At 64.5% G+C, this 24,520-nt stretch carries 26 protein-coding genes; 20 read left to right on the top strand and 6 right to left on the bottom strand.

Translation table 11 applies throughout. The features are described from left to right. Positions 1 to 29: 29 nt before the first annotated feature. The 14 genes from G410_RS0100680 (at position 30) to G410_RS0100745 (ending at position 11,156) form a co-directional block, all read left to right on the top strand. Positions 30 to 581 carry a head-tail connector protein gene (locus G410_RS0100680; protein ID WP_245559273.1) on the top strand — a complete coding sequence of 184 codons (552 nt, stop codon included), beginning with the start codon at positions 30 to 32 and terminating at the stop codon, positions 579 to 581. Further along, positions 578 to 820: a hypothetical protein gene (locus G410_RS0100685; protein ID WP_022671733.1), complete on the top strand. Its 243-nt coding sequence runs from the start codon at positions 578 to 580 to the stop codon at positions 818 to 820. The genes G410_RS0100680 and G410_RS0100685 overlap by 4 nt, the downstream gene beginning before the upstream one ends. Further along, positions 817 to 1,209: a DUF3168 domain-containing protein gene (locus G410_RS0100690; RefSeq protein ID WP_022671734.1), complete on the top strand. Its 393-nt coding sequence runs from the start codon at positions 817 to 819 to the stop codon at positions 1,207 to 1,209. Before G410_RS0100685 ends, G410_RS0100690 begins: the two co-directional genes overlap by 4 nt. A 181-nt stretch (positions 1,210 to 1,390) precedes the next feature. Continuing rightward, positions 1,391 to 1,798, top strand: a complete 408-nt coding sequence (locus G410_RS0100695; protein ID WP_022671735.1) for a phage major tail protein, TP901-1 family — start codon at positions 1,391 to 1,393, stop codon at positions 1,796 to 1,798. After that, positions 1,795 to 2,121, top strand: coding sequence for a gene transfer agent family protein (locus tag G410_RS0100700; protein ID WP_022671736.1), 327 nt, complete (start codon positions 1,795 to 1,797; stop codon positions 2,119 to 2,121). Before G410_RS0100695 ends, G410_RS0100700 begins: the two co-directional genes overlap by 4 nt. Positions 2,122 to 2,123: 2 nt before the next feature. After that, the gene (locus G410_RS15070) at positions 2,124 to 2,312 is read left to right on the top strand and encodes a phage tail assembly chaperone (RefSeq protein ID WP_022671737.1); all 189 of its coding nucleotides are present in this window, start codon (positions 2,124 to 2,126) and stop codon (positions 2,310 to 2,312) included. Next, the gene (locus G410_RS0100710; RefSeq protein ID WP_022671738.1) at positions 2,305 to 2,865 is read left to right on the top strand and encodes a hypothetical protein; all 561 of its coding nucleotides are present in this window, start codon (positions 2,305 to 2,307) and stop codon (positions 2,863 to 2,865) included. The genes G410_RS15070 and G410_RS0100710 overlap by 8 nt, the downstream gene beginning before the upstream one ends. Before the next feature lie 22 nt (positions 2,866 to 2,887). Next, positions 2,888 to 5,206 carry a DUF2460 domain-containing protein gene (locus tag G410_RS0100715; protein WP_022671739.1) on the top strand — a complete coding sequence of 773 codons (2,319 nt, stop codon included), beginning with the start codon at positions 2,888 to 2,890 and terminating at the stop codon, positions 5,204 to 5,206. Further along, positions 5,203 to 6,021, top strand: a complete 819-nt coding sequence (locus tag G410_RS0100720) for a DUF2163 domain-containing protein (RefSeq protein ID WP_022671740.1) — start codon at positions 5,203 to 5,205, stop codon at positions 6,019 to 6,021. Before G410_RS0100715 ends, G410_RS0100720 begins: the two co-directional genes overlap by 4 nt. Beyond that, the gene (locus G410_RS15075) at positions 6,021 to 6,461 is read left to right on the top strand and encodes a C40 family peptidase (protein ID WP_022671741.1); all 441 of its coding nucleotides are present in this window, start codon (positions 6,021 to 6,023) and stop codon (positions 6,459 to 6,461) included. The genes G410_RS0100720 and G410_RS15075 overlap by 1 nt, the downstream gene beginning before the upstream one ends. After that, positions 6,443 to 8,614 carry a phage tail protein gene (locus G410_RS0100730; RefSeq protein WP_022671742.1) on the top strand — a complete coding sequence of 724 codons (2,172 nt, stop codon included), beginning with the start codon at positions 6,443 to 6,445 and terminating at the stop codon, positions 8,612 to 8,614. Before G410_RS15075 ends, G410_RS0100730 begins: the two co-directional genes overlap by 19 nt. Positions 8,615 to 8,658: 44 nt before the next feature. Further along, positions 8,659 to 9,108, top strand: a complete 450-nt coding sequence (locus tag G410_RS0100735) for a DUF2793 domain-containing protein (RefSeq protein ID WP_028970892.1) — start codon at positions 8,659 to 8,661, stop codon at positions 9,106 to 9,108. Positions 9,109 to 9,274: 166 nt separating this feature from the next. After that, positions 9,275 to 10,369, top strand: coding sequence for an OmpA family protein (locus tag G410_RS0100740; RefSeq protein ID WP_022671744.1), 1,095 nt, complete (start codon positions 9,275 to 9,277; stop codon positions 10,367 to 10,369). Positions 10,370 to 10,562: 193 nt separating this feature from the next. After that, positions 10,563 to 11,156, top strand: a complete 594-nt coding sequence (locus tag G410_RS0100745) for a superoxide dismutase family protein (protein WP_022671745.1) — start codon at positions 10,563 to 10,565, stop codon at positions 11,154 to 11,156. Between the two features lie 3 nt (positions 11,157 to 11,159). Here the strand turns inward: G410_RS0100745 and G410_RS0100750 are convergent, their stop codons facing one another. After that, positions 11,160 to 12,734, bottom strand: a complete 1,575-nt coding sequence (locus G410_RS0100750) for a spinster family MFS transporter (RefSeq protein ID WP_022671746.1) — start codon at positions 12,732 to 12,734, stop codon at positions 11,160 to 11,162. A gap of 71 nt (positions 12,735 to 12,805) precedes the next feature. Here G410_RS0100750 and G410_RS0100755 point away from each other — a divergent pair, with 71 nt between their 5' ends. Further along, on the top strand, positions 12,806 to 13,279 hold the full coding sequence (locus G410_RS0100755) for a low molecular weight protein-tyrosine-phosphatase (protein ID WP_022671747.1): 474 nt from the start codon (positions 12,806 to 12,808) through the stop codon (positions 13,277 to 13,279). Here the strand turns inward: G410_RS0100755 and thpR are convergent. Beyond that, positions 13,264 to 13,797: an RNA 2',3'-cyclic phosphodiesterase gene (gene thpR, locus G410_RS0100760; RefSeq protein WP_028970894.1), complete on the bottom strand. Its 534-nt coding sequence runs from the start codon at positions 13,795 to 13,797 to the stop codon at positions 13,264 to 13,266. The genes G410_RS0100755 and thpR overlap by 16 nt on opposite strands. Positions 13,798 to 13,920: 123 nt before the next feature. On the opposite strand from thpR, the gene G410_RS0100765 reads away from it, so the two are divergent. Then, complete coding sequence (locus G410_RS0100765; protein ID WP_425411242.1) at positions 13,921 to 14,667, top strand: Bax inhibitor-1/YccA family protein; 747 nt, start codon at positions 13,921 to 13,923, stop codon at positions 14,665 to 14,667. Between the two features lie 146 nt (positions 14,668 to 14,813). Then, positions 14,814 to 15,491: a hypothetical protein gene (locus tag G410_RS15080; protein WP_022671750.1), complete on the top strand. Its 678-nt coding sequence runs from the start codon at positions 14,814 to 14,816 to the stop codon at positions 15,489 to 15,491. 64 nt (positions 15,492 to 15,555) lie between these two features. Here G410_RS15080 and G410_RS15085 read toward each other — a convergent pair whose 3' ends face one another. The 4 genes from G410_RS15085 to G410_RS0100790 all read right to left on the bottom strand — a co-directional run bounded on the left by G410_RS15085 (position 15,556) and on the right by G410_RS0100790 (position 21,224). Continuing rightward, a complete protein-coding gene (locus G410_RS15085; RefSeq protein ID WP_022671751.1) occupies positions 15,556 to 17,715 on the bottom strand; it encodes a transglycosylase domain-containing protein in 2,160 nt (719 codons plus the stop codon). Positions 17,716 to 17,815: 100 nt separating this feature from the next. Continuing rightward, a complete protein-coding gene (locus tag G410_RS0100780; RefSeq protein WP_022671752.1) occupies positions 17,816 to 18,514 on the bottom strand; it encodes an alpha/beta hydrolase in 699 nt (232 codons plus the stop codon). Positions 18,515 to 18,577: 63 nt separating this feature from the next. Beyond that, positions 18,578 to 20,905, bottom strand: coding sequence for an ATP-dependent Clp protease ATP-binding subunit ClpA (clpA, locus tag G410_RS0100785; RefSeq protein ID WP_022671753.1), 2,328 nt, complete (start codon positions 20,903 to 20,905; stop codon positions 18,578 to 18,580). A 127-nt stretch (positions 20,906 to 21,032) separates the two neighbouring features. Continuing rightward, the gene (locus tag G410_RS0100790) at positions 21,033 to 21,224 is read right to left on the bottom strand and encodes a DUF1192 domain-containing protein (RefSeq protein WP_022671754.1); all 192 of its coding nucleotides are present in this window, start codon (positions 21,222 to 21,224) and stop codon (positions 21,033 to 21,035) included. A 90-nt stretch (positions 21,225 to 21,314) separates the two neighbouring features. Between G410_RS0100790 and G410_RS0100795 the strand changes: the two genes are divergently transcribed. The 3 genes from G410_RS0100795 to G410_RS0100805 all read left to right on the top strand — a co-directional run bounded on the left by G410_RS0100795 (position 21,315) and on the right by G410_RS0100805 (position 24,432). Next, positions 21,315 to 22,322 (top strand): NAD(P)H-quinone oxidoreductase, encoded by a 1,008-nt coding sequence (locus G410_RS0100795; protein WP_022671755.1) that lies wholly within the window; start codon positions 21,315 to 21,317, stop codon positions 22,320 to 22,322. 170 nt (positions 22,323 to 22,492) lie between these two features. Beyond that, positions 22,493 to 23,389: a UDP-2,3-diacylglucosamine diphosphatase gene (locus G410_RS15090; RefSeq protein ID WP_051137184.1), complete on the top strand. Its 897-nt coding sequence runs from the start codon at positions 22,493 to 22,495 to the stop codon at positions 23,387 to 23,389. 11 nt (positions 23,390 to 23,400) lie between these two features. Further along, positions 23,401 to 24,432, top strand: coding sequence for a glycosyltransferase family 4 protein (locus G410_RS0100805; protein WP_022671757.1), 1,032 nt, complete (start codon positions 23,401 to 23,403; stop codon positions 24,430 to 24,432). The last annotated feature ends 88 nt before the right edge of the window (positions 24,433 to 24,520 follow it).

Below are 24,520 nucleotides of genomic sequence, written 5' to 3' on the forward strand. Positions count from 1 at the left end.
CTTTTTTCTCTTTTCGAAAGGCGGCTTTCATGAGCTTTCCACCTGGACAGGTGACGATGAGCCAGCCCGTGCTGGACCCGGACGCGCTGGCCGCGCTCAAACGCTATTTGCGGATCGCGGTGGATGGCGAGAATGCCGTTCTGACCGAGCAGTTGATGAGTGCTTATGCGCTGTGCGAGCGGTTTCTGGGCGTGACGCTGATCGTGCGCGACATCACCGAAATTCTCACCGGTGGCTCGGGCTGGCAGGCGCTGACCTATCGCCCGGTCATCGCGATCGATGCGGTGGACGGGCTGCTGGCCGATGGGCCGGAGGTGGCGCTGGCGGTCGATAGCTATGCGCTCGACATCGCCGCCGATGGCAGCGGGCGCGTGCGGATCGAGCGGCCGGGCGCGGCGGGCCGCGTGCGCCTGCAGTACAGCGCGGGGATGGCGGGCAACTGGAACGGCGTGCCGGAGCCGCTGCAGCAGGGCATCATCCGCCTGGCGGCGTTCGGCTATAGCGAGCGTGCCGCCGATGCACGTCCGCCCGCTGCCGTCACGGCGTTGTGGCGGCCCTATCGCCGGATTGCCCTGATATGAGCGGCGGGGGCATGAGCGGAGCGGACAAGGTGGCGCGTGCGCTGCTCAGGCGCGGCGCGGCCATCGCGGCGCGGCGGGTAGAGCGGCGCGCGGACCGGCTGGCCGACCTGTATGCGGAAGTCTTGCCGGGTGCGTCCACGGAGCGCGGTCCACGCGGTGTCGTTCTGCGCGGACGGCGGCTGATGGCGCGGATGCTGCGCGATCCGGTCGCGCGCTGGCCCGGCGGGTGGCTGTCATGAGCGCGATGACGCACGTGCGCACGGCGGTGCTGGCTGCGCTACGGGCCGATCCTCTGCTGCGTAGCGATGTGAACGGCGTGTATGACGCCGTGCCGCCCGGTGCGCAGCCGCCCTTCATTGTGCTGCCCGACGGCGCATCGATCGACTGGGGCACCAAGACCGCGCGTGGCCGGGAGCTGCGCTTGCCGGTGACGATCGAGGTGGACCGGGCCGATCTGTCGCCGCTCGCCCGGATTGCCGATGCGGCGGAGGCTGCGGTGCTGGCCTTGCCGCCCGATGTGCCCGGATGGCGGATCGCCAGCTGCGTCTATCTGCGCAGCCTCACCAGCGCCGACGGCAAACGCCACCGCCGCCTGATCGAGTTCCGCATACGGATGCTGGAAATATAAGCCACGATCCTCCCCGTCAGCGGGGAAGCGGAAGCCTGACGGGCTGAAGGGGGAAACATCGGCGAAGCCCATCGCGTGCCGCCGAACGCCCCGCACCATCCGTCCGCTCAAGGCTTCGCCGGAGAGTTCGCCCCTCCTGTCCGGGCAAGACCTTCTTTATTACAATCCAAGGAGACCAATCATGCCAGCCGAAAAAGGCAGTGCTTTTCTACTCAAGATCGGAGACGGGGCGGGCAGCCCGTCCTTTGCCACCATCGCCGGACTGCGCACAACGCAGCTGTCCATCAATGGCGAGGCGGTGAACGTCACCAGTAAAGACAGCGGCGGATGGCGTGAATTGCTGTCCGGCGCGGGTGTGCGCTCGGTCAGCGTGTCCGGCGCGGGCATCTTCACCGGATCGGATGCCGAGAAGCGGTTGCGCGGCCATGCGCTGGGCGGCCTGATCGACGATTATGAGCTGAGCTTCGAAAGCGGCGAACGCATGCGCGGACGCTTTCTGGTGAGCCGCCTCGACTATGCCGGCGATTATAATGGCGAACGCAATTACACGCTGAGCCTCGAAAGCTCCGGCGCGGTGGCCAGTCTATGAGCCAGCCGGGGAGCGCCCCCGCAAACCCGGCGCGCGGTGAGGCGAGCGTGCGCGTGGGCGGTGAAGCGGTGGTGCTGCGGCCCAGCTTTGCCGCGCTGGTGGCGGCGGAGGAAGAACTCGGCCCCCTGTTCGCGCTGGTCGAACGGGCGGCGGCGGGGGAATTGCGGCTGGCCGAGCTGGTGGCGCTGTTCTGGCATTGCCTGCGCGATACGCCGGAGGGGCTGGACCGCGCGCGGTTCGGCGAGGCGCTGGCAGAGGCCGGGCTGGCGGCGCTGACGCCGGTGCTGCGCGTGCTGCTGAAGCAGATCTTGCAGGGGCGCTAAGGGTGGACCTGCCCCGGTTTGCCGATCGGGCGCTGGCCCTGTTCGCTCACGCCGCGCTGCTGCTGCACTGGCGACCTGACGATTTCTGGGCGGCGACCCCGGCGGAACTGGCCGCGATCCTCTCGCCACCCGGCGCCATGCAGGCACCGCCCGATGTGCACGAATTGATGGAAAGATTTCCCGATGGATGACGAACTGGAAACGCTGGTGATCGGCGTGCGCGCGGACACGCAAGGGTTTGCGCGCGATGTGCAGACCATGCGCGCGCAACTGGACGGGCCGCTGGCCGACGGACTGGAGCACGCGGGGCAGGCGCTGGAACGCGGGCTGTCCGGCGCGATCCGGCGCGGGCGGTTCGGGTTCGAGGAACTGAAGGATGTCGCGCTCTCGACGCTTGCCGACATCGCGGCGGCGGTGGTGCAATCCAGCATCGGATCGCTGCTTGGCGGCGGCGGTGCGGGCGTATCGATCGGCGCACTGCTCGGCGGATTGCTAGGCGCGCCGGGACGGGCCACGGGCGGGCCGGTATCGCCGGGACAGGCTTACCGCGTGGGCGAGCGCGGACCGGAATGGTTCGTGCCGACATCGAGCGGCAGGGTCGAGACCGGCGGCGCAGCGGCGGCCGGGCCGGTGGTGAACCTCACCGTCAACATCGCCGATCGCGGCGGTGCCGGAGCGCCGCAGGCGCTGCAGCGCTCCAGCCGACAGGTGGCCCGCGAGGTGCGGCGCGCGCTGCAAGGCTGACATTTTCCCGAAAGGAATTCCCATGCCCCATTGGCTTGCCAGGGCGGATGACGCCGCGCATGTCGTGCTAGAGCATATGGCGCGCTTCGATGCGCGCTTCTGGACCGTCGATTTTCCGCGTCCGATGATGGCCTCCACCGTCACCACCGGCCCCGGCGCGCTGCGTGTGGATGCGGTGTTCTATCAGAGTGACGATCTTGCCGGGCTGATCTGGGAGAGCGAGGACCGCTGGGACCATCCGCTGCTCGCCTATGAAACGGTGCGCGATTATGCGCGGCTGACGCTGCGTTTTCACTGGCGCTCGTCCGGCATCATGCCGCTCGATGCGATCAACGGGCCGACGCTGACCATCGAAGGCCGCGATGCCGCAGGCCGGCCCCGCAGCTGGTATGTGCGGCTGTGGAACTATGCGGTCGGCACGCCCACCGATGCGGCCATCACCCTTGCTTTCGGTGCGCTCGATGGCGGCTTCCTGCTACCTGGCGAGGCCGATCGCGTGCATCCCGGCGATATCGATCGCATGTTCATCTCGCTGGTGCCGCCCGGCTATACCGGCCGTCCGGGCCATCTGCCGGGGCCGGCGGAGGGCTGGGTGGAGATCAGCGACATGGCCTGCGATGGGGAGCGGGCGGTGATCGGTCTGGCCGATGCCATGCTGCCCGAACATGCCCTGCGCATGGCGACGGGGTATGACGACGCCTATAATCAGAGCCCCGAACGGCTGCTGCGCCAGATCCTCGCCCTCGGCTATCGCGGCATCATCAACCATTATGTGGGGATGAGCCATTATTTCCGGCTCGAGGCGCTGGGCGAGGGCCTGTATGTCAGTCTGGCGGGCAGCGCGTTGAACGCACCATGCGCCGCCTGGCATCGCGATTTTGCGGTGCGCGCCCTGGCCATGGGGTTCGAGACGATCTTCTCGCTCAGTTACGAGCTGTTCGATGCGCATTGCTGGAACGACTGGAAGCAGCGCGCGGAAAATGGCGATCCGGCGCTGACCGGCTGGGACCCACCCTCCACCTTGCTCTCGCCCGCGCATGGCGGCGCGATGGGCTATCTGCGCGCGGTGGGCCGGGCCTTTGCCGCCATCCAGCGCGATGCCGGGCAAGCCGTCCGCTTCCAGATCGGCGAGCCCTGGTGGTGGATCATGCCGGACGGACGCATCTGCCTTTATGACAGCGCGGCCTGGGCGGCCTTTGGCAATGGCATCGTGTCGATCCCCGACATCAAGGGCCCCAAGACCCCGGCGCAGCAGGCCATGCTGGAGCAGGCGGGCACGATGTTGGCGGCCTCCACCGCCGCCCTGGCCGATGCGGTACGGGCGCAAGCGGGCGGCGCAACACTCTATCTGCTGGTCTATCTGCCCACGGTGTTGGACCGGGACGCGCCCGATGCGCAGCGGGCCAATGTGCCGATCGGCTGGGCCGCGCCCGCCTTCGATGTGCTGCAGCTGGAAGATTATGACTGGACGGTTGCCAACGATGTTGCGGGCACCGAGCGCGGCGTGGCCGCGATGACCGCGCGGCTCGGCTATCCGCTGGAGGCGCAGGAATATTTCGCGGGCTTCGTCCTGAAGCCGGAGGACACCCCGCAATGGCGCGCCATCGCCGCGGCGGTGGCGCTGGCCGAGCGGCGCACGCCCGGCCGCAACTATGTCTGGGCGCTGCCGCAGGTGGCGCGCGACGGCTTTACTTATTTCACCATGGAGCAGGACGATATGCGCGCTTTCGACGATGTTCGCTTTCCGCTGGCCATCGGGCGTCATGCCAGCGTCTCGCCGGAATTTTCCACCGGGATCGTGACCACCCTGTCGGGCCATGAACGCCGCTCGAGTGACTGGTCCGATGCGCGGCTGACCTTCGATGCGGGGCCGGGGGTGCGCAGCGAGCAGGACGCGGCGCTGCTGATCGCCTTTTTCCGTGCCCGGCGCGGCGCGGCGATCGGCTTTCGCTTTACCGATCCCAGCGACCACAGTTCCAACGGCATGAACGGCGCGCCTACCGCGCAGGATCAGCCGATCGGCAGCGCGGACGGGCAGGCGACCGACTTCGCGTTGATCAAAAGCTATGAAACGGGCGACATGGAGCAGCGCCGCCGCATCACGCGGCCCGTGGCGGGCACGGTGCGCATGGCCGTGGACGGCGTGGAAACGCAGCTGTTCCGCGTGGAGCCGCTCGGCATCGTCCGGTTCGATACCCCGCCGCCAGAGGGCGCGCACATCAGCGCTGGCTATCTGTTCGACGTGCCGGTGCGCTTTGCCGAAGACCGGCTGGACATTGGCCAGGCCACCCACGGGGCAGACGATATCGCCAGCGTACCGCTGGTGGAGGTGAAGGAATGAGCGGCGGTCACTGGCTGGACGAGCCATGCACCACCACCGCCTTTGCCTGGACCTTGCGCAGGCGAGACGGGGTGGCGCTGGGCTTTACCTCGCATGATCGCGATCTGGAGATTGAGGGGCTGCTGTTCCGGGCGGCGCCCGGGCTGGTGCCCAGCGCCATCGTGGAGAGTGCCACGCTTGACGGCGACGGCCTGGATATCGACGGCGGTATCGCCAGCGATCTGATCAGCGAACGCGATCTGGACAGCGGGCGATGGGATGGCGCGGCCCTGGAGGTGCATCTGGTGGATTGGACCGCGCCGTCCAGACGCCGCCTGCTGGCCGCCGGATCGCTGGGTGAGATTGCCCGCAGCGGAAACGCCTTTCAGGCGCAGCTGCGCGGACCGGCGGCGGCGCTAGACCATCCGGTTGCGCCGCGCACATCGCCCGCCTGCCGCGCCGATTTCGGCGGCCCAGAATGCGGGATCGATCTGATGTATCACCGCAGGGAGGGGCGCATCGTTTCCGTGCGTGGCGAAGAGTTGATCCTTGCGGATCTGGCCGATGGCGCACGCTACCGGTTCGGGCGGCTGCGCTTCCTGTCCGGCCCCAATTGCGGGACGATGCATGATATTGCCGATGGCCAGGGCGACCGGATTTGGCTGACGGCAGTGCCTGCCCTGCCGGTCGATGCCGCTACGCGCGTGATGCTTTGGGAAGGCTGTGACCGGTCGATCGATAGCTGTGCCGCGCGTTTCGGCAATGCGGTCAACTTTCGCGGCGAACCCCATCTGCCGGGCAATGATCTGCTGACGCGCTATGCAGGCGCGACCTGATGGACCGTCTGGAGGCGATCGCGGCGCGGGCGATGGCATTGGTCGATACGCCGTTTCTGCTTGGCGGACGTGATCCTGCACAAGGGGTGGATTGTATCGGGCTGGCCTGGCTCACATTGGGCAAGTCCGGCCCCGTTCCGAACGGCTACCGGCTGCGCGGCGGCAGCGCGCATCGCTGGCGGGCATGGTTCACCTCTGCCGGCTTTGCGCCCGTTCATGACCGGCCCAATCATGGCGATCTCTGGCTGGTGCGCGTCGGCCCCTTGCATCTTCACCTGCTGGTCGCAGTGCCGGGCGGGTTCGTCCACGCCCATGCCGGATTGCGGCGGGTGGTCTTTTTGCCGGGCGATCCGCCGTGGCCCGTCGAAGGCATCTGGCGCGCGCCGCCACAGCCAACACATCAATGGAAGGAGACGCCGGCATGGCCACGATCCTGTTGAATGCCGTCGGTTTTGCGGTGGGCGGGCCGATCGGAGCGGCGCTGGGCGGTTTGGCCGGGCGCGCGATCGACCAGCAGATCTTCGGTGGCCCAAAGGGCGCCGAAGGGCCGCGCCTGAAGGAGCTGGATGTCCAGACTTCCAGCTATGGCAGCGAGATACCGGCTATCTTCGGCGCAATGCGCGTGGCCGGCACCGTGATCTGGGCGACCGACCTGATCGAGCGCAAAAGTACCGAGGGCGGCGGCAAGGGGCGTCCCGGCCAGACGCGCTATGATTATTCGGTCAGTTTCGCGGTGGCCCTCTCGAGCCGCCCGGCGATGCGCGTGGGCCGCATCTGGGCCGACGGCAATCTGATGCGCGGGGCGGCAGGCGATTTCAAGGTGCCGGTCAGCTTTCGCTTCTATCCGGGCCTGGGCGATCAGAAAGCCGATCCTCTCATAGCCCAGGCGGAAGGCGCGCAGGCCCCCGCCTTTCGCGGCATGGCCTATGCGCTTTTCGAGGATTTGCAGCTGGCCGATTATGGCAACCGCATTCCCTCGCTGACCTTCGAGCTGTTCGAACGCGACGGCGCGGTGACGCTGGTGGACATCGCAGCGGCGACGAGCGACCGGCTGGTAGTGGGCGACGACCCTGCAGCGGTGGCGGGATTTGCCGCCAGCGGCAGCGCGCGCGATGTCGTTGGCCTGATTGTCGAGGGCGCCGGGTTGCGGCTGACCCGGACGGACCGGGGATTTGTCTTTCCTGCCGCTGCCCCACCTGCTGGCGCGCTGGACGCCCCGCTGGCGGCGCTGGACGGCGAGGCGGTGGATCGACCACGACGGTCCCGTGCGCCCCTGGCGGACTATCCGATAGCGCTCGAATATCGCTATTATGATGTGGCGCGCGATTATCAGGCGGGCATGCAACGCGCGCGCCGTACCGGGGCAGGGCGAGGCATCGCACGGGTTGATTTTCCTGCCGCCATGACGGCTGAAACCGCGATCGAAGTCGCGCAGGCGCTGGCGCGCCGTGCCGGCGCCGAGCGCGAACAGCTGACCATCGCCGCGGCTTATGGTTCGGTCATGCCGCATGTGGGCCATCAGCTGACCTGGGCGGGCGGTGCCTGGACGATCACCGGCCTGGAACATCGGCGCGGGGCCTTGCTCATCACCGCGACGGCGCTGCCACGTTATGGCCCTGTGATGCCGTCGGCTGTTGCCGGGCGTGCATTGCGCGAACCCGATCTGGTGCATGGGCCGACGGCGCTGATGCTGGCCGAGCTGCCCGATATCGCCCGCAGCGGCACGGACAGGCCGGTCGTGGTGGTGGCCGCTGCCGGTGCATCCGCCGGCTGGCGACGCGCGGCTCTTTCTTTGGGCAACAGCCCCGATTCCCTCCGACCGATCGGCCCCACGGCGCTGCCGGCCATCTTCGGCGTGCTTGTCGACAGTCTCGAGACGGCCACGGCCAATCTCATCCACTATCATCGCCCGGCACGCGTCCGGCTGCTGGGCACGGACATGATGCTTGGCGACGCGGATGAGGAGGCTCTGTTCGCCGGCGCCAACATGGCCGCGATCGGCAGCGAGCTTGTTCAGTTCGAGACCGCTGTGCGAGACGATGCGGGGTGCTATGTCCTGTCCGGATTGCGCCGCGGGCTTTTCGGTAGCGAGGCCATGGACGCGCATCCTGCCAACACGTCCTTTCTGATGCTGCAGCGCGAACAGCTGCATATCCTGGAGGGGCCGGACGTTGCCGCGGGCCTGCCTCTGACGGTTGTTGCGTCGGGCGTCGGAGATGAAGGCGCGGCGCTTGCCTCTTTCGACGTGGCCGGGACGGCCAGCCTGCCGCTGCGGCCTGTTCATTGTCATGCGCAGTGGCAGAGCGGCGGTCTTGCTGTGCGCTGGATACGCCGCTCCCGTCTCGGCGCGGACTGGTCCGCGACGGTCGAGCCGCCCATGGGAGAAGACAGCGAAGCTTACCGCGTCGAGATCGTCTCCGAATCCGACGGGCTGCTTGCGACCTGGCGTGTGGATGCGCCCCGGCTGCTCGTGCAGCGGGTTCTTCTCGACCAATGGCGGTCCGATGGAGTGGCGGAGGTGACGGTCGTGATCCGCCAGATCGGGCGCAACGGTTTGTCGCCGGACGCACATATCGCCGTTTCTATAGCCTGAAGCAGGCGGAGTTGCGCCGGCTGAAATTTCTGAAGGAGCGTTTCATGAATGCATTCACAACTCCGCGCTTTTCCTTGCCGACATTGGCCCTCGCGCAGGCCCAGAAGGAACTGGTGCATAATGAAGCGCTATCGTTGATCGATCTGCTGCTGCATGCCGTGGTGGAAGGCTTTGCCGATGACCCGGCAGCCTTGTCGCCTGCGGCGGGGCAATGCTGGGTGGTGGGGCCAAGTCCGATGGGTGACTGGGCCGACCGGGCCGGCCAGGTGGCTGGGTGGACTGAAGGCGGGTGGCGTTTCGCCTCGCCCGTCGATGGCATGCGGCTGTTCGACAGGGCCACCGGCTCCAACCTGCTGTTCCGTTCGGGAAGCTGGATTGGCGCCATGACCGCTCCGGTCCCGTCCGGCGGCGATGTCATCGATCTGCAAGCACGCGATTCGATCGCGACCATCGTTGCGGCGCTGCATCAGGCCGGTCTGCTGCTTGCTAATTGATCTGTTCCCGTCTATCAGGGTGGTGAACGACGTCTTTTTCGCCCTTCAAGGTCGCAAAGGAGACATTTTCGCAACAGATGGAACCATTGCGAACTTGCACGCGTTTGAGCGACCGGATAGTAGATAACTACCGATTTCAGTTCCTATATAGATAGAGGGGAATTTAATGCGTAAGCTAGCCATTGGTGTGGCACTTGCCACAACCGCGCTGACGCCTGCCATGGCACGCGACGGTGCCTGGTATGCAGGTGTCGAAGGCGGCGTAATGCTCGTCGAAGATACAGATTATGACGTCAACGGTGTGAGCAACGACCTCACGGTTGATAGTGATTACGGCTGGAACGCCGATGCCGTGGTCGGCTATGACTTCGGTGCGTTCCGCATTGAAGCCGAAGTCGGCTATCAGCGCGCTGATGCCGATGAAGTTGTCACGGGTAGCCAGGGTATTGTGGGCAATCTTCCCGCAGGTTCCACGTTTGACGTAGCCGGTGATACGAGCGCGCTCAGCTTCATGCTGAACGGTCTGCTCGACTTCGGTGCCGATGACGGCATTCAGGGCTTTGTCGGCGGCGGTGCCGGTGTGGCTCGTGTGAGCCAGGACCTGGTTCTCGCGAACAACTTCGTCGACGATTCGGACACGAGCTTCGCATGGCAGGCTATCGCCGGTGTGCGCGCTCCGCTTACCGAGAGCGTGGACGTTGGCCTGAAGTACAAGTTCTTCAACGTGCCGAACGTGGACCTCATCAGCAACTTTGGCGACACCTATGAAGGTCGCTATCGTTCGCACAGCCTGCTTGGCAGCCTGATTTTCAACTTCGGCGCTCCTGAGCCCGTGGTTGCTCCTCCTCCGCCACCGCCGGCTGCTACGCCTACTCCGCCACCCCCACCACCGACTCCTGAGCCAGTGTCGTGCAACAGCGGTCCGTACATCGTGTTCTTCGATTGGGATAAGTCCAATCTGCGTCCCGATGCTGCAACCGTGCTCGACAACGCTGTGGCTCAGTATGCCAATTGTGGTTCGGCACGCGTCATGCTTGCTGGTTACACCGATACGTCGGGTACCGCGACCTACAACGTTGGTCTTTCCCAGCGTCGTAACGCTTCGGTTCAGTCTTATCTGCAGTCCCGCGGTGTTCCGCAGGCCCGCATCGCGACGGAAGCTTTCGGTGAAACGAACCTTCGCGTTCCCACCGCCGACGGTGTGCGCGAGCCGCAGAACCGCCGCGTTGAGATCACATACGGCCCCAACGCCGGTTACTGATCTTTCGCTTCGATTATTATCGAGAAGGGCCGGTCGAACGACCGGCCCTTTTTTTTGTCTGTCTTCGATTCACAGCGTCCGTGGTCGTCAAAGATCTGCCGCTGAAAGCCTGACTTCTTCCCTTCGCGCCCACCATGTTGGAAACTATTGCGCTGCTGACGGTTGATATCGACAGAAACAAAGGGAGATAGAGATGCGAAACATCGTTCTAACAAGCGCGGCATGTGCGGCCATCGCCTTGACCGGGTGCCAGCAGGAAAGCCCTTCAAACGAGGCAGACATTGCCACCGTGACGGAAGAAACCCCTACCACCGGCGGCATGGTAGACGCAGAAAGCGCGACTGCAGCGCTTCAGACGGCCGATGGAACATCCGTCGGCGAAGCCCGGATCAGCACAATGGACGGCGGCCTCAATCTCACCTTATCCGTGACTGGCATGCCTCCTGGCAATCATGGCGTGCATATTCACCAGACCGGCAAATGCGACGCCCCCGACTTCAAGAGCGCGGGCGGGCACTGGAATCCCACTGACAAGGAACATGGTCTGGCTAATGACAATGGCTCGCATATGGGCGATTTCGTGAACCTGGAAGTGGCTGCCGACGGCACAGGCAGTCTCGAACGCCCGATAAAAGGCGCGACATTAAAAGGCGGAGCCAACGCTTTGCTCGATAGTGACGGCGCCGCGTTCATCGTTCATGCCGGCCAGGACGATCAGATGACCGATCCATCAGGCGACAGCGGTGACCGTATCGCCTGCGGTGTATTTGAAAAAACCGCTAGCTAAGACCTAGTCGAACTCTTCTCCGGCGGCGGCGGCACGATCACGTGCCGTCGCTTCCGAAGCCGGCAGAAGTCGCGCGGCGATAATTGCTGCCGTCAAGGCGATGGGCACGGTTACCAGCAGGGACAATACGCCCACCGATAGGCTTTCCGTCAGCGCGGACACGCGGCCAGCGAGATATGGCCCAAGCGCCAGCCCGATTAGCGTAGTTCCGATAAAGAAACTCGCCGTTGCCGTGCCGCGCATGCGTGGCAAAACCAGGTCCTGTGTCGTCGCCGCAGCCGCGCCCAGGGCACAACTGGAAAGCGCCTGCGCCGGAAACAGCATGAGATAGAACAGGGTCAGGCTGTCCGTGGTAAAGCCGATGGCAATCGCCGGCACCGGTGCAACGGCGCCGAAGATGACGACCCAGAGCCGCCCGGCGGCATGTTTGGCGCGAAGTTTGTCGGCCAGCCACCCACCACCAATCACACCGATAAATCCGGCCGAAGCGCCCAGGCTGCCGACAATCCAGCCGACCTCGCTCTCGGAAACCCCGAAATTTCTCAGCGCATAGGGCGATGCCCAGAAACTCACCGAGTAGCTGATGAAGGCGTTCAGGCCATAAGCGAGCACCGTGAGCAGAAATGCCGGCGTTCCCAAAGTGAGGGCGAATGTGGGTGGATCGGTCCGCCGTAGCGCACTGGCCCAGCTATACACCGCATAAGCGCCAATACCGACTGCGGCCCATTGCTTGATCGGCTCACCCAGCGCGATCAGTCCGCACACGATGCCCGTGACCAGCAGGCCAACCGCCAGATTGCGCAGGAGATTGCCCGACCGGGCCGCGCCGATCAGGGTCAGCGGCGGAATGATGGTGATCAGTTCCGCAAAGAAATCGCGGAATGGATGGGGACGGGTCTTGCTCACAATGCCTTCGGACTGGCCGCGCATCGGCTCCCGCAAGGTGAAAACCCATAGGGCAAGAAGTAGCCCTGGCAGGCCGACGGCCATGAAAGCGGCCTGCCAACCGGCCAGGCCGAGCGGCGCCATATCCTTGACCGGATAAGCCTCGTTCCAGTTTTCCACGACCAGGCCGCCAAGCCCTAGCGAGAGGCCGCCGCCGATATAGAGTCCGGAGGAATATAAAGAGAGCGCGAGTCCGCGCCGTTTTTTGGGAAACCAGTCCGAAATAAGCGAATAGGCGCTTGGGCTGGCCGTGGCCTCGCCGATACCCACGCCGATCCGCGCACCGGTCAACATCAAGCCATTGCGGGCCAGGCCGGACATGGCCGTCATGACGGACCAGAGACTGAGGCCGATGGTCATCAGCCGCACGCGGTGCCAGCTATCCGCCAGCCGCCCCAGCGGGATACCGAACAGTGCATAGAACACGCCAAAGGCGGTGCCATAAAGGAATCCGATGTCATCGTCGGTGAGGTTGAGATCGCGCTTTACGTCCTCCGCCAGAATGCTGAGCACCTGCCGGTCGACGAAATTCAGGATGTAGACCAGGATCAGGATCGATAGCACGTACCAGGCATAGGCCGGGGTCTTTGCATCCGGATCGATGGTCGAATCCGCCGGGGTGGGTGCTTGCATCGGGCCTCTCCTTGCCTCTTTATGCCGTAGCTGTATCAGAGCGCTGCGCTTCTGCAATCCGTAGGATTTATATGGCTTTCCGCATCCTGTTCGTCTGCCTTGGCAATATTTGCCGTTCACCGCTGGCGGAAATCGCTTTGCGGGAGGAAACGACACGACGCGGTCTGGATGTCCAGATCGACAGCGCCGGGACGGGCGATTGGCATATTGGCGATCCACCGGATCCGCGCAGCATAGCCGTGGCCGCGCGCCATGGCAGCGACGCGAGCCTCCTGCGCGCGCGGCAGGTTCAGCCGGACGACTTTGAACGGTTCGACTGGATTATCGCCATGGATCGCCAGAATTTTGCCGATCTGCAATCGCTGGCGCCTGCGCAAGCCAAGGCCGAACTGCGTCTGGCGCTCGATGTTATCGATCAACGCAAAGGGGAGGGGGTGGCCGATCCCTATCATGGCGATGACGCCGCGTTCGAGCGCACCTGGGCCGAAGTGACCGCGATCGCCATGGCCATGGCCGATGAGATTGCCGCTCAGACCAAGGGGTAATCCACGATTTGCTCATAGCGGGACCCCGCTTCGCCGAGATGGCTTTCATAAAGCGCAAAATTGGTCACCACGAAGGACGGCGGGCGCAGGCTTGCATGCGCGGCGATGAAATCCGCCGTCGGCCCGCTGTGGCTGTTCAGCCGCGCGATCGTGATATGCGGCAGAAACTTGCGATGTTCGTCCGGATGGCCGAGCTGACGGCACGTCCGATCGATTTTACGCTTCAGCTGGCCGAGCGGTTCGCTGGGCACAATCCTGGCCCATAGCGCACGGGGATATCCCTTTCGCTCAAACTGGCCAACGCCGTCGATGGTGATTGGGAAGGGCGGAACGGCGATGCTGTGCAATGCCTCCGCCAGATCATTCGAATCGTGCCGGGACAGTTCGCCGATAAAGCGAAGCGTGACATGCAGCTGGTCATCATCCTGCCAGCGCGCACCGCGAATGCCATCCATCAAATTCAGCAGAGGCGTGCGCACCTCCTGTGGTGGGCGAATGCCGATAAAAAGACGGTGCATCATGTCTGCCGGTGTAGCGACCGGAGAGCGCCGATCGCAATAGCTTGAAAACTGCGCGCATAAAGACGATATTCATGGGGCAAGTGGCAATGCTGTCACGAACGAAAATTTGGGAGTTTTTCTATTATGGCATGGCCCGATCCAAGAGCGACCGGAGCGCGTACCTTCCCCGGCCGAGCCGGAACCAGCGAAGCCTTTGACGCAGGCCTGCGGTCCTACATGCTCAAAATCTATAATTATATGGCGAGCGGTGTGCTGCTGACGGGCGTCGTGGCAATGCTGTTCGCACGCGGCGGCGAAACGTCGCTGGCTGCGCAGGTCATGCTGGGCGGTGGGCCGCTCGCATGGATCATCATGCTGTCGCCACTCGCGATCGTCTTCGCGATGAGCTTCGGTCAGAACAAGTTCTCCACCGGCACCCTGCAGATGATGTACTGGGGTTTTGCCGTGCTCATGGGCCTGTCGCTCAGCACGGTGTTCCTGATGTATACCGGCGCATCGATCGCGACCACCTTCTTCGCCACGGCAGGCGCATTCGCCGGCCTCAGCCTTTACGGTTATACCACCAAGAAGGATCTGAGCGCCTGGGGCACGTTCCTGATCATGGGTGTCGTTGGCCTGATCGTTGCCAGCGTGGTCAACATCTTCGTGCAGTCGAGCGCGCTCAGCTTTGCCATCAGCGGCATCGGCGTGCTGATCTTTGCCGGTCTGACGGCCTATGACACGCAGAAGCTCAAGAGCCTCTACCAGCATGTTGCCGGAACGGACATGATGGGCAAAGTCGTGATCATGGGGGCGCTGAACCTCTATCTCGATTTCATCAATATGTTCCTGTTCCTGCTGCGCTTCATGGGCGTCGCCCGCGACTAGGCCCAGGCGCATTCATCACCGATAAACAGACGCCCGGCCAGCCTTGCTGCCGGGCGTTTTGTTATCTCCGTTTGTCGTATCGGGGCTTTTCAACGCGCCTGGGGGGTGTCAAACGAGCCCTTGAGATTTTTGAGGGTAGAGAACGCATGTACAAGACTGTCGCCCGGGCCGCGTTGTTGGCCGGACTGACCTCATTGGCTGCCTGTGCGGCGCCGCCACCACCGGCACCCCCGCCGCCGATCATCGTTCCATCCTCCTTCCCGCCGCGTCCGATCCCGCCGCTTGGCGCGGCAACCGGCATGTTCATTCCGCCCAAGGGCGTGGACGATGTGCGCATGACGCCGAACCGCGGTCTGGACAGCGACGAAGTCGTCTGGAATTTCCGATCGGCGTTCAACGTGGCCGCGCTGAACTGCCTGCAGCCGAAATATCAGCGTTTCGCCGATGATTACAAAAATTATCTGACGGCGCATCGCACCATGTTGAACGATGTCAATCGGCGGCTGGATACGACCTACCGGTCCCGCTATCCGGCTGGCGAATCGAACCGTATCCGCGATACGTCGTCGACCGATCTGTATAATTATTTCTCGCTGCCACCGGTCACCAGCAGTTTCTGCAATCTGATGCTGGAACTGGGCCCGCAATCGGCCCTGGTGCCGACCGCGGAGCTGCCGGTCTTCTCTGCCCGTGCGCTGGGGTTGATCGACAATCTGTTCATCGAATTTTACGATGACTATTCGGAATATCAGCGCCGCCTGGCCGCCTGGGAAGAGCTATATGGCCGCCTTGGCCGGGTCACGCTGGAAGGCCAGCGCCAGTAAAGCAGCAGGCCGGCCATCCGGCAGGCCGGCCGTTTTATAACAGCCCGAGCCGCGGCGCTGCCCGTCAGCGCTGCGGCTCGGCACCTTCTCCACTCCCATTGCCAACGCCACGGGCCTGCCCCTCGGCCTGTCGCCCGGCGGCGTCCACCGCCCGCTGGATCTGTTCCCGGCGGCGATCGATCTGGTCCAGCCTGCGTTGGGTTTCGGCGTCCGGATCGATCCGCAGGCCTTCACGGTCGATGCGGATATTATTGCCGTTGATCGACCCTTCGATGGCCGCGTCTTGGCCCATGTCGATCTGGAAATCCTCCGGCAGAGTCAGGCCGTCCGGAATCATGCCTTCTTCCGCTTCGGGAAGCGCCTCTTCTTCCGGCACCACGCGGCGCGGCGCAGACCCGGGAATGGCGCCGATCATGAAATCCTTCCACATGCGCGCCGGGGTGCCGCCGCCACTGGCCCGCCCCAGCGAACTATTGTCATCGCGCCCCACCCAGACGCCCACCACCAGATCGCCGGCAAAGCCCACGAACAGGGCGTCGCGGCTGTCCTGGCTGGTGCCCGTCTTGCCAAAGGCCGGAATGGCCAGCGCCGCCGCACGGCCGGTGCCGCTGTTGACATTGGCGGCCAGTAGATCGCGCATCTGGGCCCGCGTACGCGCACCGATATCCTCACGCCCATCGAGCAGGCGCTGGAAGAAATTCTTCTCGTTGCGCTGGATCGCATGGGGATCGACCGGCGCATAATCGGCGGCGATGCCGGCAAAGGCGGCGGTAAGATCCATCAGGCCGACGCCCGCCGTGCCCAGCGCCACACTGGCATTGGCCGGCAGCTCCTCGGTAATGCCAAGCGAGCGCGCGGCCCGCTGGATCGCCTTGCTGCCAAGCTGGGTATAGAGCTTGACCGCGACGACATTGCTGGAGCTGGCAAAGGCGTCGCGCAGCGTGATCTGGCCACGATAGCGCCCGCCGGCATTGGCCGGGCGATAGTCCCCCGTGGTGATCGGACTGTCATCGACCAGCGTGTCCGGCGTCATCCCGCTTTGCAGGGCGGCCAGATAGACGATGAGCTTGAACGTCGATCCCGGCTGGCGGCGTGCTTGCACGGCCCGGTTGAATTTCGAGGTGGCATAGTCCTTCCCGCCTACCATGGCGACCACTTCGCCATTGGTGCGCATGGCCACGATAGCCACCTGCGCGCCTGCAGGCGTCGATCGGCGGGCGATGCGTTCCGCCAGGCTTTGTAGCTGGCGGTCCAGCGTCGTGCGAACCCGCACGGTTTCATAGCCATTGGCCTCGGTCACGGCGCGCGCCTGGCCCAGCGCCCAGTCGGCGAAATAGGAGCCTGCCGGCATGGCCGCGCCGGGCCGGTGATCGACGACGGCAGGCCGAACCGCCCTTGCAGCGTCCGGCGTCATGTATCCGGCGGCGGCCATGGCCGAAAGAACCACCTTTTCCCGCGCAACCGCACCGTCGTAATTGCGGGTGGGCGCCAGGCTGGACGGCGCCTTGACGAGGCCGGCGAGCATCGCCGCCTGCGTCAGCGTCAGCCGCTCCGGCTGGCGATAGAAATAGTGCATCGACGCCGCGCGCAGCCCGTAGACATTGTCACCGAAATAGGCGTTCGAGAGATAGCGCTCCAAGATTTCATCTTTGGTCAACCAAGCTTCCAGCCAGAGCGCGATCGGCACTTCCTTGAGCTTGCGGCTGACGGTGCGGTCCAGCTTGAGATAGCTGAGCTTGGCCAGCTGCTGCGTGATCGTGCTGCCGCCTTGCTGCTGGTCCGAGCTGATATTGGTCCACAGCGCGCGCGCTATGCCCTGCGGATCGATGCCCCAATGGGAATAGAAACGCCGGTCCTCGACCGCCATGAAGGCCTGCTTCACATGATCCGGAAGCCGTTCGATCTCAACCGGTTCGGCCATGATCGGCCCCTTGCGGGCAATGACGGTGCCATCGCGCGTTTCCAGCACGATCTGCGGCGGCACCAGCGGCTGGGCCGTGCGGGACACCGGCACGAACAGCGCAAGCCAGCCGATCAGCAGCACCAGCGCCACCAGCCCGGCATAGGCCGCATATTTCAGATAGCGCCAGCGCCAATGCCGGCGCAGCCAGCCGGATTGTGCCTGCTCTTCCGGTGGCGGCGGGATGGGTGCTGCCGCGCCGCCATAATCGTCCCACTGGTTCGCGGCAGCCGGATCGGACGCGCCGGGCCAACCCCGCCCCATTTCTCTCGATCCGTCGTTCATCCGTGCTGTGTTACACGGGCAAGACAGGAAGCGCGAGCGAAAACATGGGCTGCCGCGCGCAGCGTCGCGGCGTCAGCGTTCACGGCGTTGTAGAGCCGTCATGGGTGAAGCTGCCATGCTGCAAGAATTGCAGGACCTGCGCTTTCACCCCGTCGTTCCAGATCATGCCGCTGTGCGATACGGGGAGCACGATGTGGTCGGTCTCGCCGGTCAGATGGGTGGAGGCGACCGACACCGCGCCGTCGTGCGGGCCTGGCATGATGCGGCGGGACAGCACGGGCACGCCATAAGGGCGGTCCCCGGCGATGATACCGACCGGATAATCGACATGCCCCATCAGGCTTTCGACCCGTTCGGGGCGGCGCAGCGACAACACCTCTTCCGCCGGGCCGAAAAATGCGCCGGATATGCGGGCTTTGGCAAACAGATCGATCCACTCGCTGCCGCCGTGCGGGGGGCCGAGCATCACCACCTTGCCCATGTGCGGTGGCCGTGCGCGCGCTATCAGTGCCCGTGCGATAAGGCCGCCCATGCTGTGCGTTACAAAATGCACGGGGCCGCGCTCTGCACGGCGCATGACGGGCAGGAGTTCCTCCACGATCTGTTCGAACGGGTGGAGACGGGAGCGATAGGGCGGGGCGATGGTGTCGAAACCGGCCTGCCGCAGCACGCGATCGACCGGTAGCAGCGTGATCGGCCGCATGAAGAAGCCATGCAGCAGGATGACGGTGCCCCGTTCGCCTGTTTTTCCGTCGCTCCCTGTTTTTCCGTCGCTCATAGTCGGTCAGTCAGATGCAAAAGGGACAGCGTAACGGCTGTCACGCTGTCCCCTTATTCTCTCTTACTCGGCCTCGCTGGGCTTTTTCGGCTTGGTCTTCTTTTTCTTGCCCTTGGACTTGGGCGGGGCCGGTGTGATCTCGAAACTGGGCTGATCGTCCTTCATCCGCACGATCACCTCGCCGCCATGCTCCAGCTTGCCGAAGAGCAGCTCTTCGGCGAGCGGCTGTTTCAGCTTTTCCTGGATCAGGCGGCCCATCGGGCGGGCACCGTAGAGCCGGTCGTAACCGCGTTCGGTGAGCCATTCCTTGGCTTCGTCGTCCAGGCTGATGTGAACGTTCTGGTCTTCCAGCTGCATCTCCAGCTGCAGGATGAATTTTTCCACCACCCGGCTGACGACCTCGGTCGGCAGGTAGCCAAAGGGCACGATCGCATCGAGACGGTTGCGGAATTCCGGTGAGAACAGGTTCTTCACCGCTTCCTCGCTGGCGTCTTCCTTCGATATATTGGTGCCGAAGCCAATACCTTCCTTGGCCATATCGGACGCACCGGCATTGGTCGTCATGATCAGGATGACGTTGCGGAAATCCACCGTCTTGCCGTGATGATCGGTCAGGCGGCCATTATCCATCACCTGCAACAGGATGTTGAACAGGTCCGGATGCGCCTTCTCGATCTCGTCCAGCAGCAGCACGCTGTGCGGATTCTGGTCGACCGCATCGGTGAGCAGACCGCCCTGATCATAGCCGACATAGCCCGGAGGCGCGCCGATCAGGCGGCTGACCGAATGGCGTTCCATATATTCGCTCATGTCGAAGCGCTTCAATGGAATGCCGAGGATCGAGGCGAGCTGGCGCGCCACCTCGGTCTTGCCGACGCCGGTGGGGCCGGAAAACAGATAATTGCCGATCGGCTTGTCCGGATCGCGCAGGCCAGCGCGGCTCAGCTTGATGGCCGAAGACAGTGTTTCGATGGCCTTGTTCTGGCCGAACACGACGCGCTTCAGATCGCCTTCCAGATTGGCGAGCGAGGACTTGTCGTCGCTCGACACCTGTTTGGGCGGAATGCGCGCCATCGTGGCGATCACCTTTTCGATCTCACTGGGCGTGATCATCTTGCGGCGGCGGCTGGGCGGCAGCAGCATCTGCATGGCGCCCACCTCGTCGATCACGTCGATCGCCTTGTCCGGCAGCTTGCGATCATTGATGTAGCGCGCGGAAAGCTCCACTGCGCTGCGGATCGCATCGGGCGTGTACTTCACATTGTGATGCTCTTCGAACGCGCTGCGCAGCCCGGCCAGGATTTTCACCGTATCCTCGATCGTCGGTTCGTTGACGTCGATCTTCTGGAAGCGCCGCAGCAAGGCGCGGTCCTTCTCGAAATGGTTGCGGAATTCCTTGTAGGTGGTCGATCCGACGCAGCGGATTGAGCCGTTGGACAGCGCAGGCTTCAGCAGGTTGGACGCATCCATCGCCCCGCCGCTGGTGGCCCCGGCACCGATCACCGTGTGAATCTCGTCGATGAACAGCACCGCATGCGGCAGCTTTTCCAGCTCCGACACCACGGATTTCAGCCGCTCCTCGAAATCGCCGCGATAGCGCGTGCCGGCCAGCAATGCGCCCATGTCGAGCGAATAGATCACCGCTTCCTTCAGCACGTCGGGCACCTGGCCTTCGTGGATGCGGCGCGCGAGTCCCTCGGCGATGGCGGTCTTGCCCACGCCCGGTTCGCCCACATAGAGCGGGTTGTTCTTGGAACGGCGGCACAGGATCTGGATCGTGCGATCCACTTCCAGCGACCGGCCGATCAAGGGATCGATCTTGCCCGCTGCGGCCTTCTCGTTGAGATTGACGGTGAACTGGTCGAGCGCGCCGTCCTTCTTGGACTTGCCGTCCTTGTCGTCCGCCTTCTCGCCGGGTTCGGCCGGCTCGTCCGATCCTTCGACCTGACCGTTCTTGCCCACGCCATGGCTGATGAAGCTGACCGCATCGAGGCGGCTCATATCCTGCTGCTGCAGGAAATAGACGGCATAGCTCTCCCGCTCGGAAAACAGCGCGACCAGCACATTGGCGCCGGTGACCAGATCCTTGCCGCTGCTCTGCACGTGCAGGATGGCGCGCTGCACCACGCGCTGGAAACCGCTGGTCGGGGACGGGTCCACCTTTTTGCCGGTCACGCGCAGGCTGTCGAGTTCGGTATCGAGATAGGCTGCCACGGCCTCGCTCAGTTCGCCGATGTCCACGCCGCAGCTCTGCATCACCTTGGCCGCGTCATTATCTTCCACCAACGCGAGCAGCAGATGCTCCAGCGTGGCATATTCATGCCGCCGATCGGACGCATTCATCAGCGCCTGATGCAGGGTCTTTTCAAGAGATTCGGTGAAACTGGGCATGCGGCTGATCTCCGATGCGGCCAAGGGCCGCAGATTGGTGGCGAGCGGTCACCGGCATGATGACCTGCTTTCGCGTCTGTTCAAGGTTTATGTCGGAAATCTTGCCCCCGCTTTCAACGGGTGCGGTTCATTTCCGGAACAGCGCGTCGGCATGGGAACGATGGCTGACGGCAGCGGTCTTGCGCGCCTCGCACCGGGCGATCTCTCCGTGCAGCGCGGCAATGCGGGCCTCCAGCTCCTCCACCGACAGCGGATCGAGGTCTTCGCGCAGCACCTGGCCGAGCGGTTCGGAGGGGCGAGGGTCTTCGGCATCGTTCATATGGGGAAATGTTGACGTCAGCGCTGCGTCTGTCAATAACCCCGGCTCGATAGCCGCTGCGGGGGGTGGCAGGGAACGGGGACAAAAGCGATGAATCGACGCGCCGATCTTCCACTTCAGATGCGTTGCATCGCCATCGACACGTATGGCGGGCCGGAGGTGCTGCAGCCGAGCGAACGGCCGCTGCCCGAACCGGGTGAGGCAGAGGTGCTGATCCGCGTGGCCGCCGCCGGTGTGAACCGTCCGGACGTCATGCAGCGCAAGGGCCATTATCCGCCGCCGCCGGGCGCATCCGATCTGCCGGGGCTGGAAATTGCGGGCGAAATCGTGGCGGTCGGCCAGGGCGTGGGGCCCGAGATGATGGGCCAGCCGGTTTGCGCGCTGGTGTCGGGCGGGGGCTATGCCGAATATTGCCTGGCCCCGGCGGCGCAGTGCCTGACCGTGCCCGAAGCGCTCAGCATGGAGGAAGCCGCGGCGCTGCCCGAGACGCTGTTCACCGTGTGGCATAATGTGTTCGAGCGCGGCTATGCCGGGCAGGGCGATCGCCTGCTCGTCCATGGCGGTACCAGCGGGATCGGTTCGATGGCCATCAAGCTGGGCAAGCTGTTCGGCCTGACCGTCTATGTCACGTGCGGATCGGACGAGAAATGTGCCGCCGCGCGCGCGCTCGGCGCGGCCGAGGCGATCAATTACAAGTCCTGCGATTTCGTCGAGGAAATCAAGCGCCTGACCGACGGGGACGGCGTGAATGTGGTGCTCGACATGGTGGGCGGCGATTATGTTGCGCGCAATATCGCCTGTCTGGCGCCCGATGGACGGCATGTGTCCATCGCGTTCCAGCGCGGCATGTCTGCCGACATTTCCATCCTCGATATCATGCAGCGCCGGCTGGTGCTGACCGGATCGACCCTGCGTGCCCGGGATGCCGGGTTCAAGGCGCTGCTGGCCGACGAGATTGCACGCAATGTCTGGTCCTTCGTCGAGGAGGGCAAGCTGAAGCCCGCGATCGACAAGAGCTTCCCGCTCGATCAGGCCAGCGCCGCGCATGAGCGAATGGAGGCCCGCGATCATGTCGGCAAGATCGTGCTGACCATCTGACGCGCTCCCGGCAAGGATGCGCAGCCATTCGGGACCGGCGTCCAGAAGGGCCAGCCCTTTGACATTGCGTGTGTTTGTCAAAAAAGCTTCACCGCGCCCAAGCCGCCATGTCACAATGCCATGGCATTGCCGCCTTGTTGATCCGGGGGCAGAGGCAAGGGAGAGCTATGGTGAACGCTCTGACCGATTTTCCAATCGCACTAGACGAACAGCTCTATGACGATCGCCTGCGCCAGCGGCCGGCCGCCAAAGAGGTGCACCGCAAGAAATATCGCACCGTCTGGATTTCCGATGTCCACCTCGGCACGCGCGGATGCGCCGCGGACATGCTCATCGATTTTCTGGACCATGTCGATAGCGAGACGATGTATCTGGTCGGCGACATTATCGACGGCTGGCGGCTGAAGAAGAAGTTCTACTGGCCGCCCGAACATAATGATATCGTCTGGCGCATTCTCAAGCGCGCCCGGCGCGGCACGCGGATCGTCTATATTCCGGGCAATCATGACGAGATGTTTCGCCAGTTCACCGGCCTGAATTTCGGCGGGGTGGAGATCAAGCGCGCCGCCTTCCACGATACCGCCGATGGCCGCCGCCTGCTGGTGCTGCACGGGGACGAGTTCGACACCATCATGCTGGCCCATCGCTGGCTCGCCTTCGTCGGCGATACGGCCTATTCCGTCATGATGCGCCTGAACCATGTGACGAACAAGGTGCGCAACCGCCTGGGCCTGCCCTATTGGTCGCTGTCCAAGGCGGCCAAGCACAAGGTCAAGAACGCCGTGGAATTCATCTCCCGCTTCGAGGAGCTGGTGGCCCGCGCCGCGCAGCAGCGGGGCGTCGACGGGGTGGTGGCCGGCCATATCCACACCGCCGAATTCCGGCTGATCGACGGCGTGGAATATTATAATGACGGGGACTGGGTGGAGGGTTGCACCGCGCTGGTGGAGCATTTCGACGGGCGCATGGAAATCCTGCACTGGGCGGACGAGATCGCCCGGCGGGATCGCCAGCCGGCAGCGGCCGCTGCCGACTGGGCCGAACCGATGCTAGAGGCGGCGGAATAGGGGCGGGGGCCGTGAAGATCGCCATCGTCACCGATGCCTGGCATCCGCAGGTGAACGGGGTGGTGCGCACGCTGACCAATATGTCGGATCAGCTGCGCCGGATGGGGCATGACATCCGCGTCATCTCGCCCGAACAGTTCACCAGTTTTCCGTGCCCGACCTATCCGGAAATCCGGCTGGCGCTGGCCAGCAGCGGCACGGTGGGCGGCATGCTCGAAGATTTTGCGCCGGACGCGATCCATCTGTCGACGGAGGGGCCGCTATGTCTGGCGGCGCGCCGCTGGTGCGTCCGGCGGGGCCGCCCGTTCACCACTGCCTTCCACACCATGTTCCCGGACTATGTCGCCCGCCGTACCGGCATGTCGCCGGAACTGGTCTGGCCGTTGATGCGCCGCTTCCATGCCCGCTCCGCGCGGGTGATGGTGGCCACGGACAGTATCGCCGAGCAGCTGCGCGCCCACGGCATCGGCCATCTGGCGCATTGGGGCCGGGGCGTGGACCTTGCCGCCTTTTCCCCCGATGCGCCGCCGCCCGCTTGCTATGCCGATCTGCCGGGGCCGATCCTGCTCTATGTCGGCCGGGTGGCGGTGGAAAAGAATGTGGAGGCGTTTCTGGCCGCCGATGTGCCGGGCAGCAAGGTTGTGGTGGGCGACGGCCCGGCGCGCGAGCAGCTGGAACGCCGGTTCCCGCAGGCGCATTTTCTGGGCCCCCTGTCGGGCGCGCAGCTTGCAGGCTGCTATGCCGGGGCGGACTGTTTCGTCTTCCCCTCGCGCACCGATACCTTTGGCCTGGTGATGATCGAGGCGCTGGCCTGCGGCACCCCGGTGGCCGCCTATCCGGTGCCCGGCCCGCTCGATATTCTCACCCCCGAAAGCGGCGCGATGGCTGGCCGTCTGGAAGACGCCATTACGCAGGCGCTGGGGCTGGACCGGGCGGCCTGCGCCGCGCATGGTGCCGGTTTCACCTGGGAGGCGAGCGCGCGGCAATTTCTGGACGCGCTGGAGCCGCGCGCCGAGCCATGGGGGCCGCGCCGCGCCGCCTGAAACGGCGTGCCGCCACGTCAGCCTTGCCGCCGCCACGGCTTTGCCCTACATTATCTTCCGATACGGCCATCCCGCGAGGGGTGGCCCT

This window comes from Novosphingopyxis baekryungensis DSM 16222 (assembly GCF_000420305.1).
GTDB lineage: Bacteria > Pseudomonadota > Alphaproteobacteria > Sphingomonadales > Sphingomonadaceae > Novosphingopyxis > Novosphingopyxis baekryungensis.

Coding starts and splice junctions, on each gene's coding strand:
- G410_RS0100680 (WP_245559273.1), top strand. CDS start 30: ATGAGCTTTCCACCTGGACAGGTGACGATGAGCCAGCCCGTGCTGGAC.
- G410_RS0100685 (WP_022671733.1), top strand. CDS start 578: ATGAGCGGCGGGGGCATGAGCGGAGCGGACAAGGTGGCGCGTGCGCTG.
- G410_RS0100690 (WP_022671734.1), top strand. CDS start 817: ATGAGCGCGATGACGCACGTGCGCACGGCGGTGCTGGCTGCGCTACGG.
- G410_RS0100695 (WP_022671735.1), top strand. CDS start 1,391: ATGCCAGCCGAAAAAGGCAGTGCTTTTCTACTCAAGATCGGAGACGGG.
- G410_RS0100700 (WP_022671736.1), top strand. CDS start 1,795: ATGAGCCAGCCGGGGAGCGCCCCCGCAAACCCGGCGCGCGGTGAGGCG.
- G410_RS0100710 (WP_022671738.1), top strand. CDS start 2,305: ATGGATGACGAACTGGAAACGCTGGTGATCGGCGTGCGCGCGGACACG.
- G410_RS0100715 (WP_022671739.1), top strand. CDS start 2,888: ATGCCCCATTGGCTTGCCAGGGCGGATGACGCCGCGCATGTCGTGCTA.
- G410_RS0100720 (WP_022671740.1), top strand. CDS start 5,203: ATGAGCGGCGGTCACTGGCTGGACGAGCCATGCACCACCACCGCCTTT.
- G410_RS15075 (WP_022671741.1), top strand. CDS start 6,021: ATGGACCGTCTGGAGGCGATCGCGGCGCGGGCGATGGCATTGGTCGAT.
- G410_RS0100730 (WP_022671742.1), top strand. CDS start 6,443: ATGGCCACGATCCTGTTGAATGCCGTCGGTTTTGCGGTGGGCGGGCCG.
- G410_RS0100735 (WP_028970892.1), top strand. CDS start 8,659: ATGAATGCATTCACAACTCCGCGCTTTTCCTTGCCGACATTGGCCCTC.
- G410_RS0100740 (WP_022671744.1), top strand. CDS start 9,275: ATGCGTAAGCTAGCCATTGGTGTGGCACTTGCCACAACCGCGCTGACG.
- G410_RS0100745 (WP_022671745.1), top strand. CDS start 10,563: ATGCGAAACATCGTTCTAACAAGCGCGGCATGTGCGGCCATCGCCTTG.
- G410_RS0100750 (WP_022671746.1), bottom strand. CDS start 12,734: ATGCAAGCACCCACCCCGGCGGATTCGACCATCGATCCGGATGCAAAG.
- G410_RS0100755 (WP_022671747.1), top strand. CDS start 12,806: ATGGCTTTCCGCATCCTGTTCGTCTGCCTTGGCAATATTTGCCGTTCA.
- thpR (WP_028970894.1), bottom strand. CDS start 13,797: ATGCACCGTCTTTTTATCGGCATTCGCCCACCACAGGAGGTGCGCACG.
- G410_RS15080 (WP_022671750.1), top strand. CDS start 14,814: ATGTACAAGACTGTCGCCCGGGCCGCGTTGTTGGCCGGACTGACCTCA.
- G410_RS15085 (WP_022671751.1), bottom strand. CDS start 17,715: ATGGGGCGGGGTTGGCCCGGCGCGTCCGATCCGGCTGCCGCGAACCAG.
- G410_RS0100780 (WP_022671752.1), bottom strand. CDS start 18,514: ATGAGCGACGGAAAAACAGGGAGCGACGGAAAAACAGGCGAACGGGGC.
- clpA (WP_022671753.1), bottom strand. CDS start 20,905: ATGCCCAGTTTCACCGAATCTCTTGAAAAGACCCTGCATCAGGCGCTG.
- G410_RS0100790 (WP_022671754.1), bottom strand. CDS start 21,224: ATGAACGATGCCGAAGACCCTCGCCCCTCCGAACCGCTCGGCCAGGTG.
- G410_RS0100795 (WP_022671755.1), top strand. CDS start 21,315: ATGAATCGACGCGCCGATCTTCCACTTCAGATGCGTTGCATCGCCATC.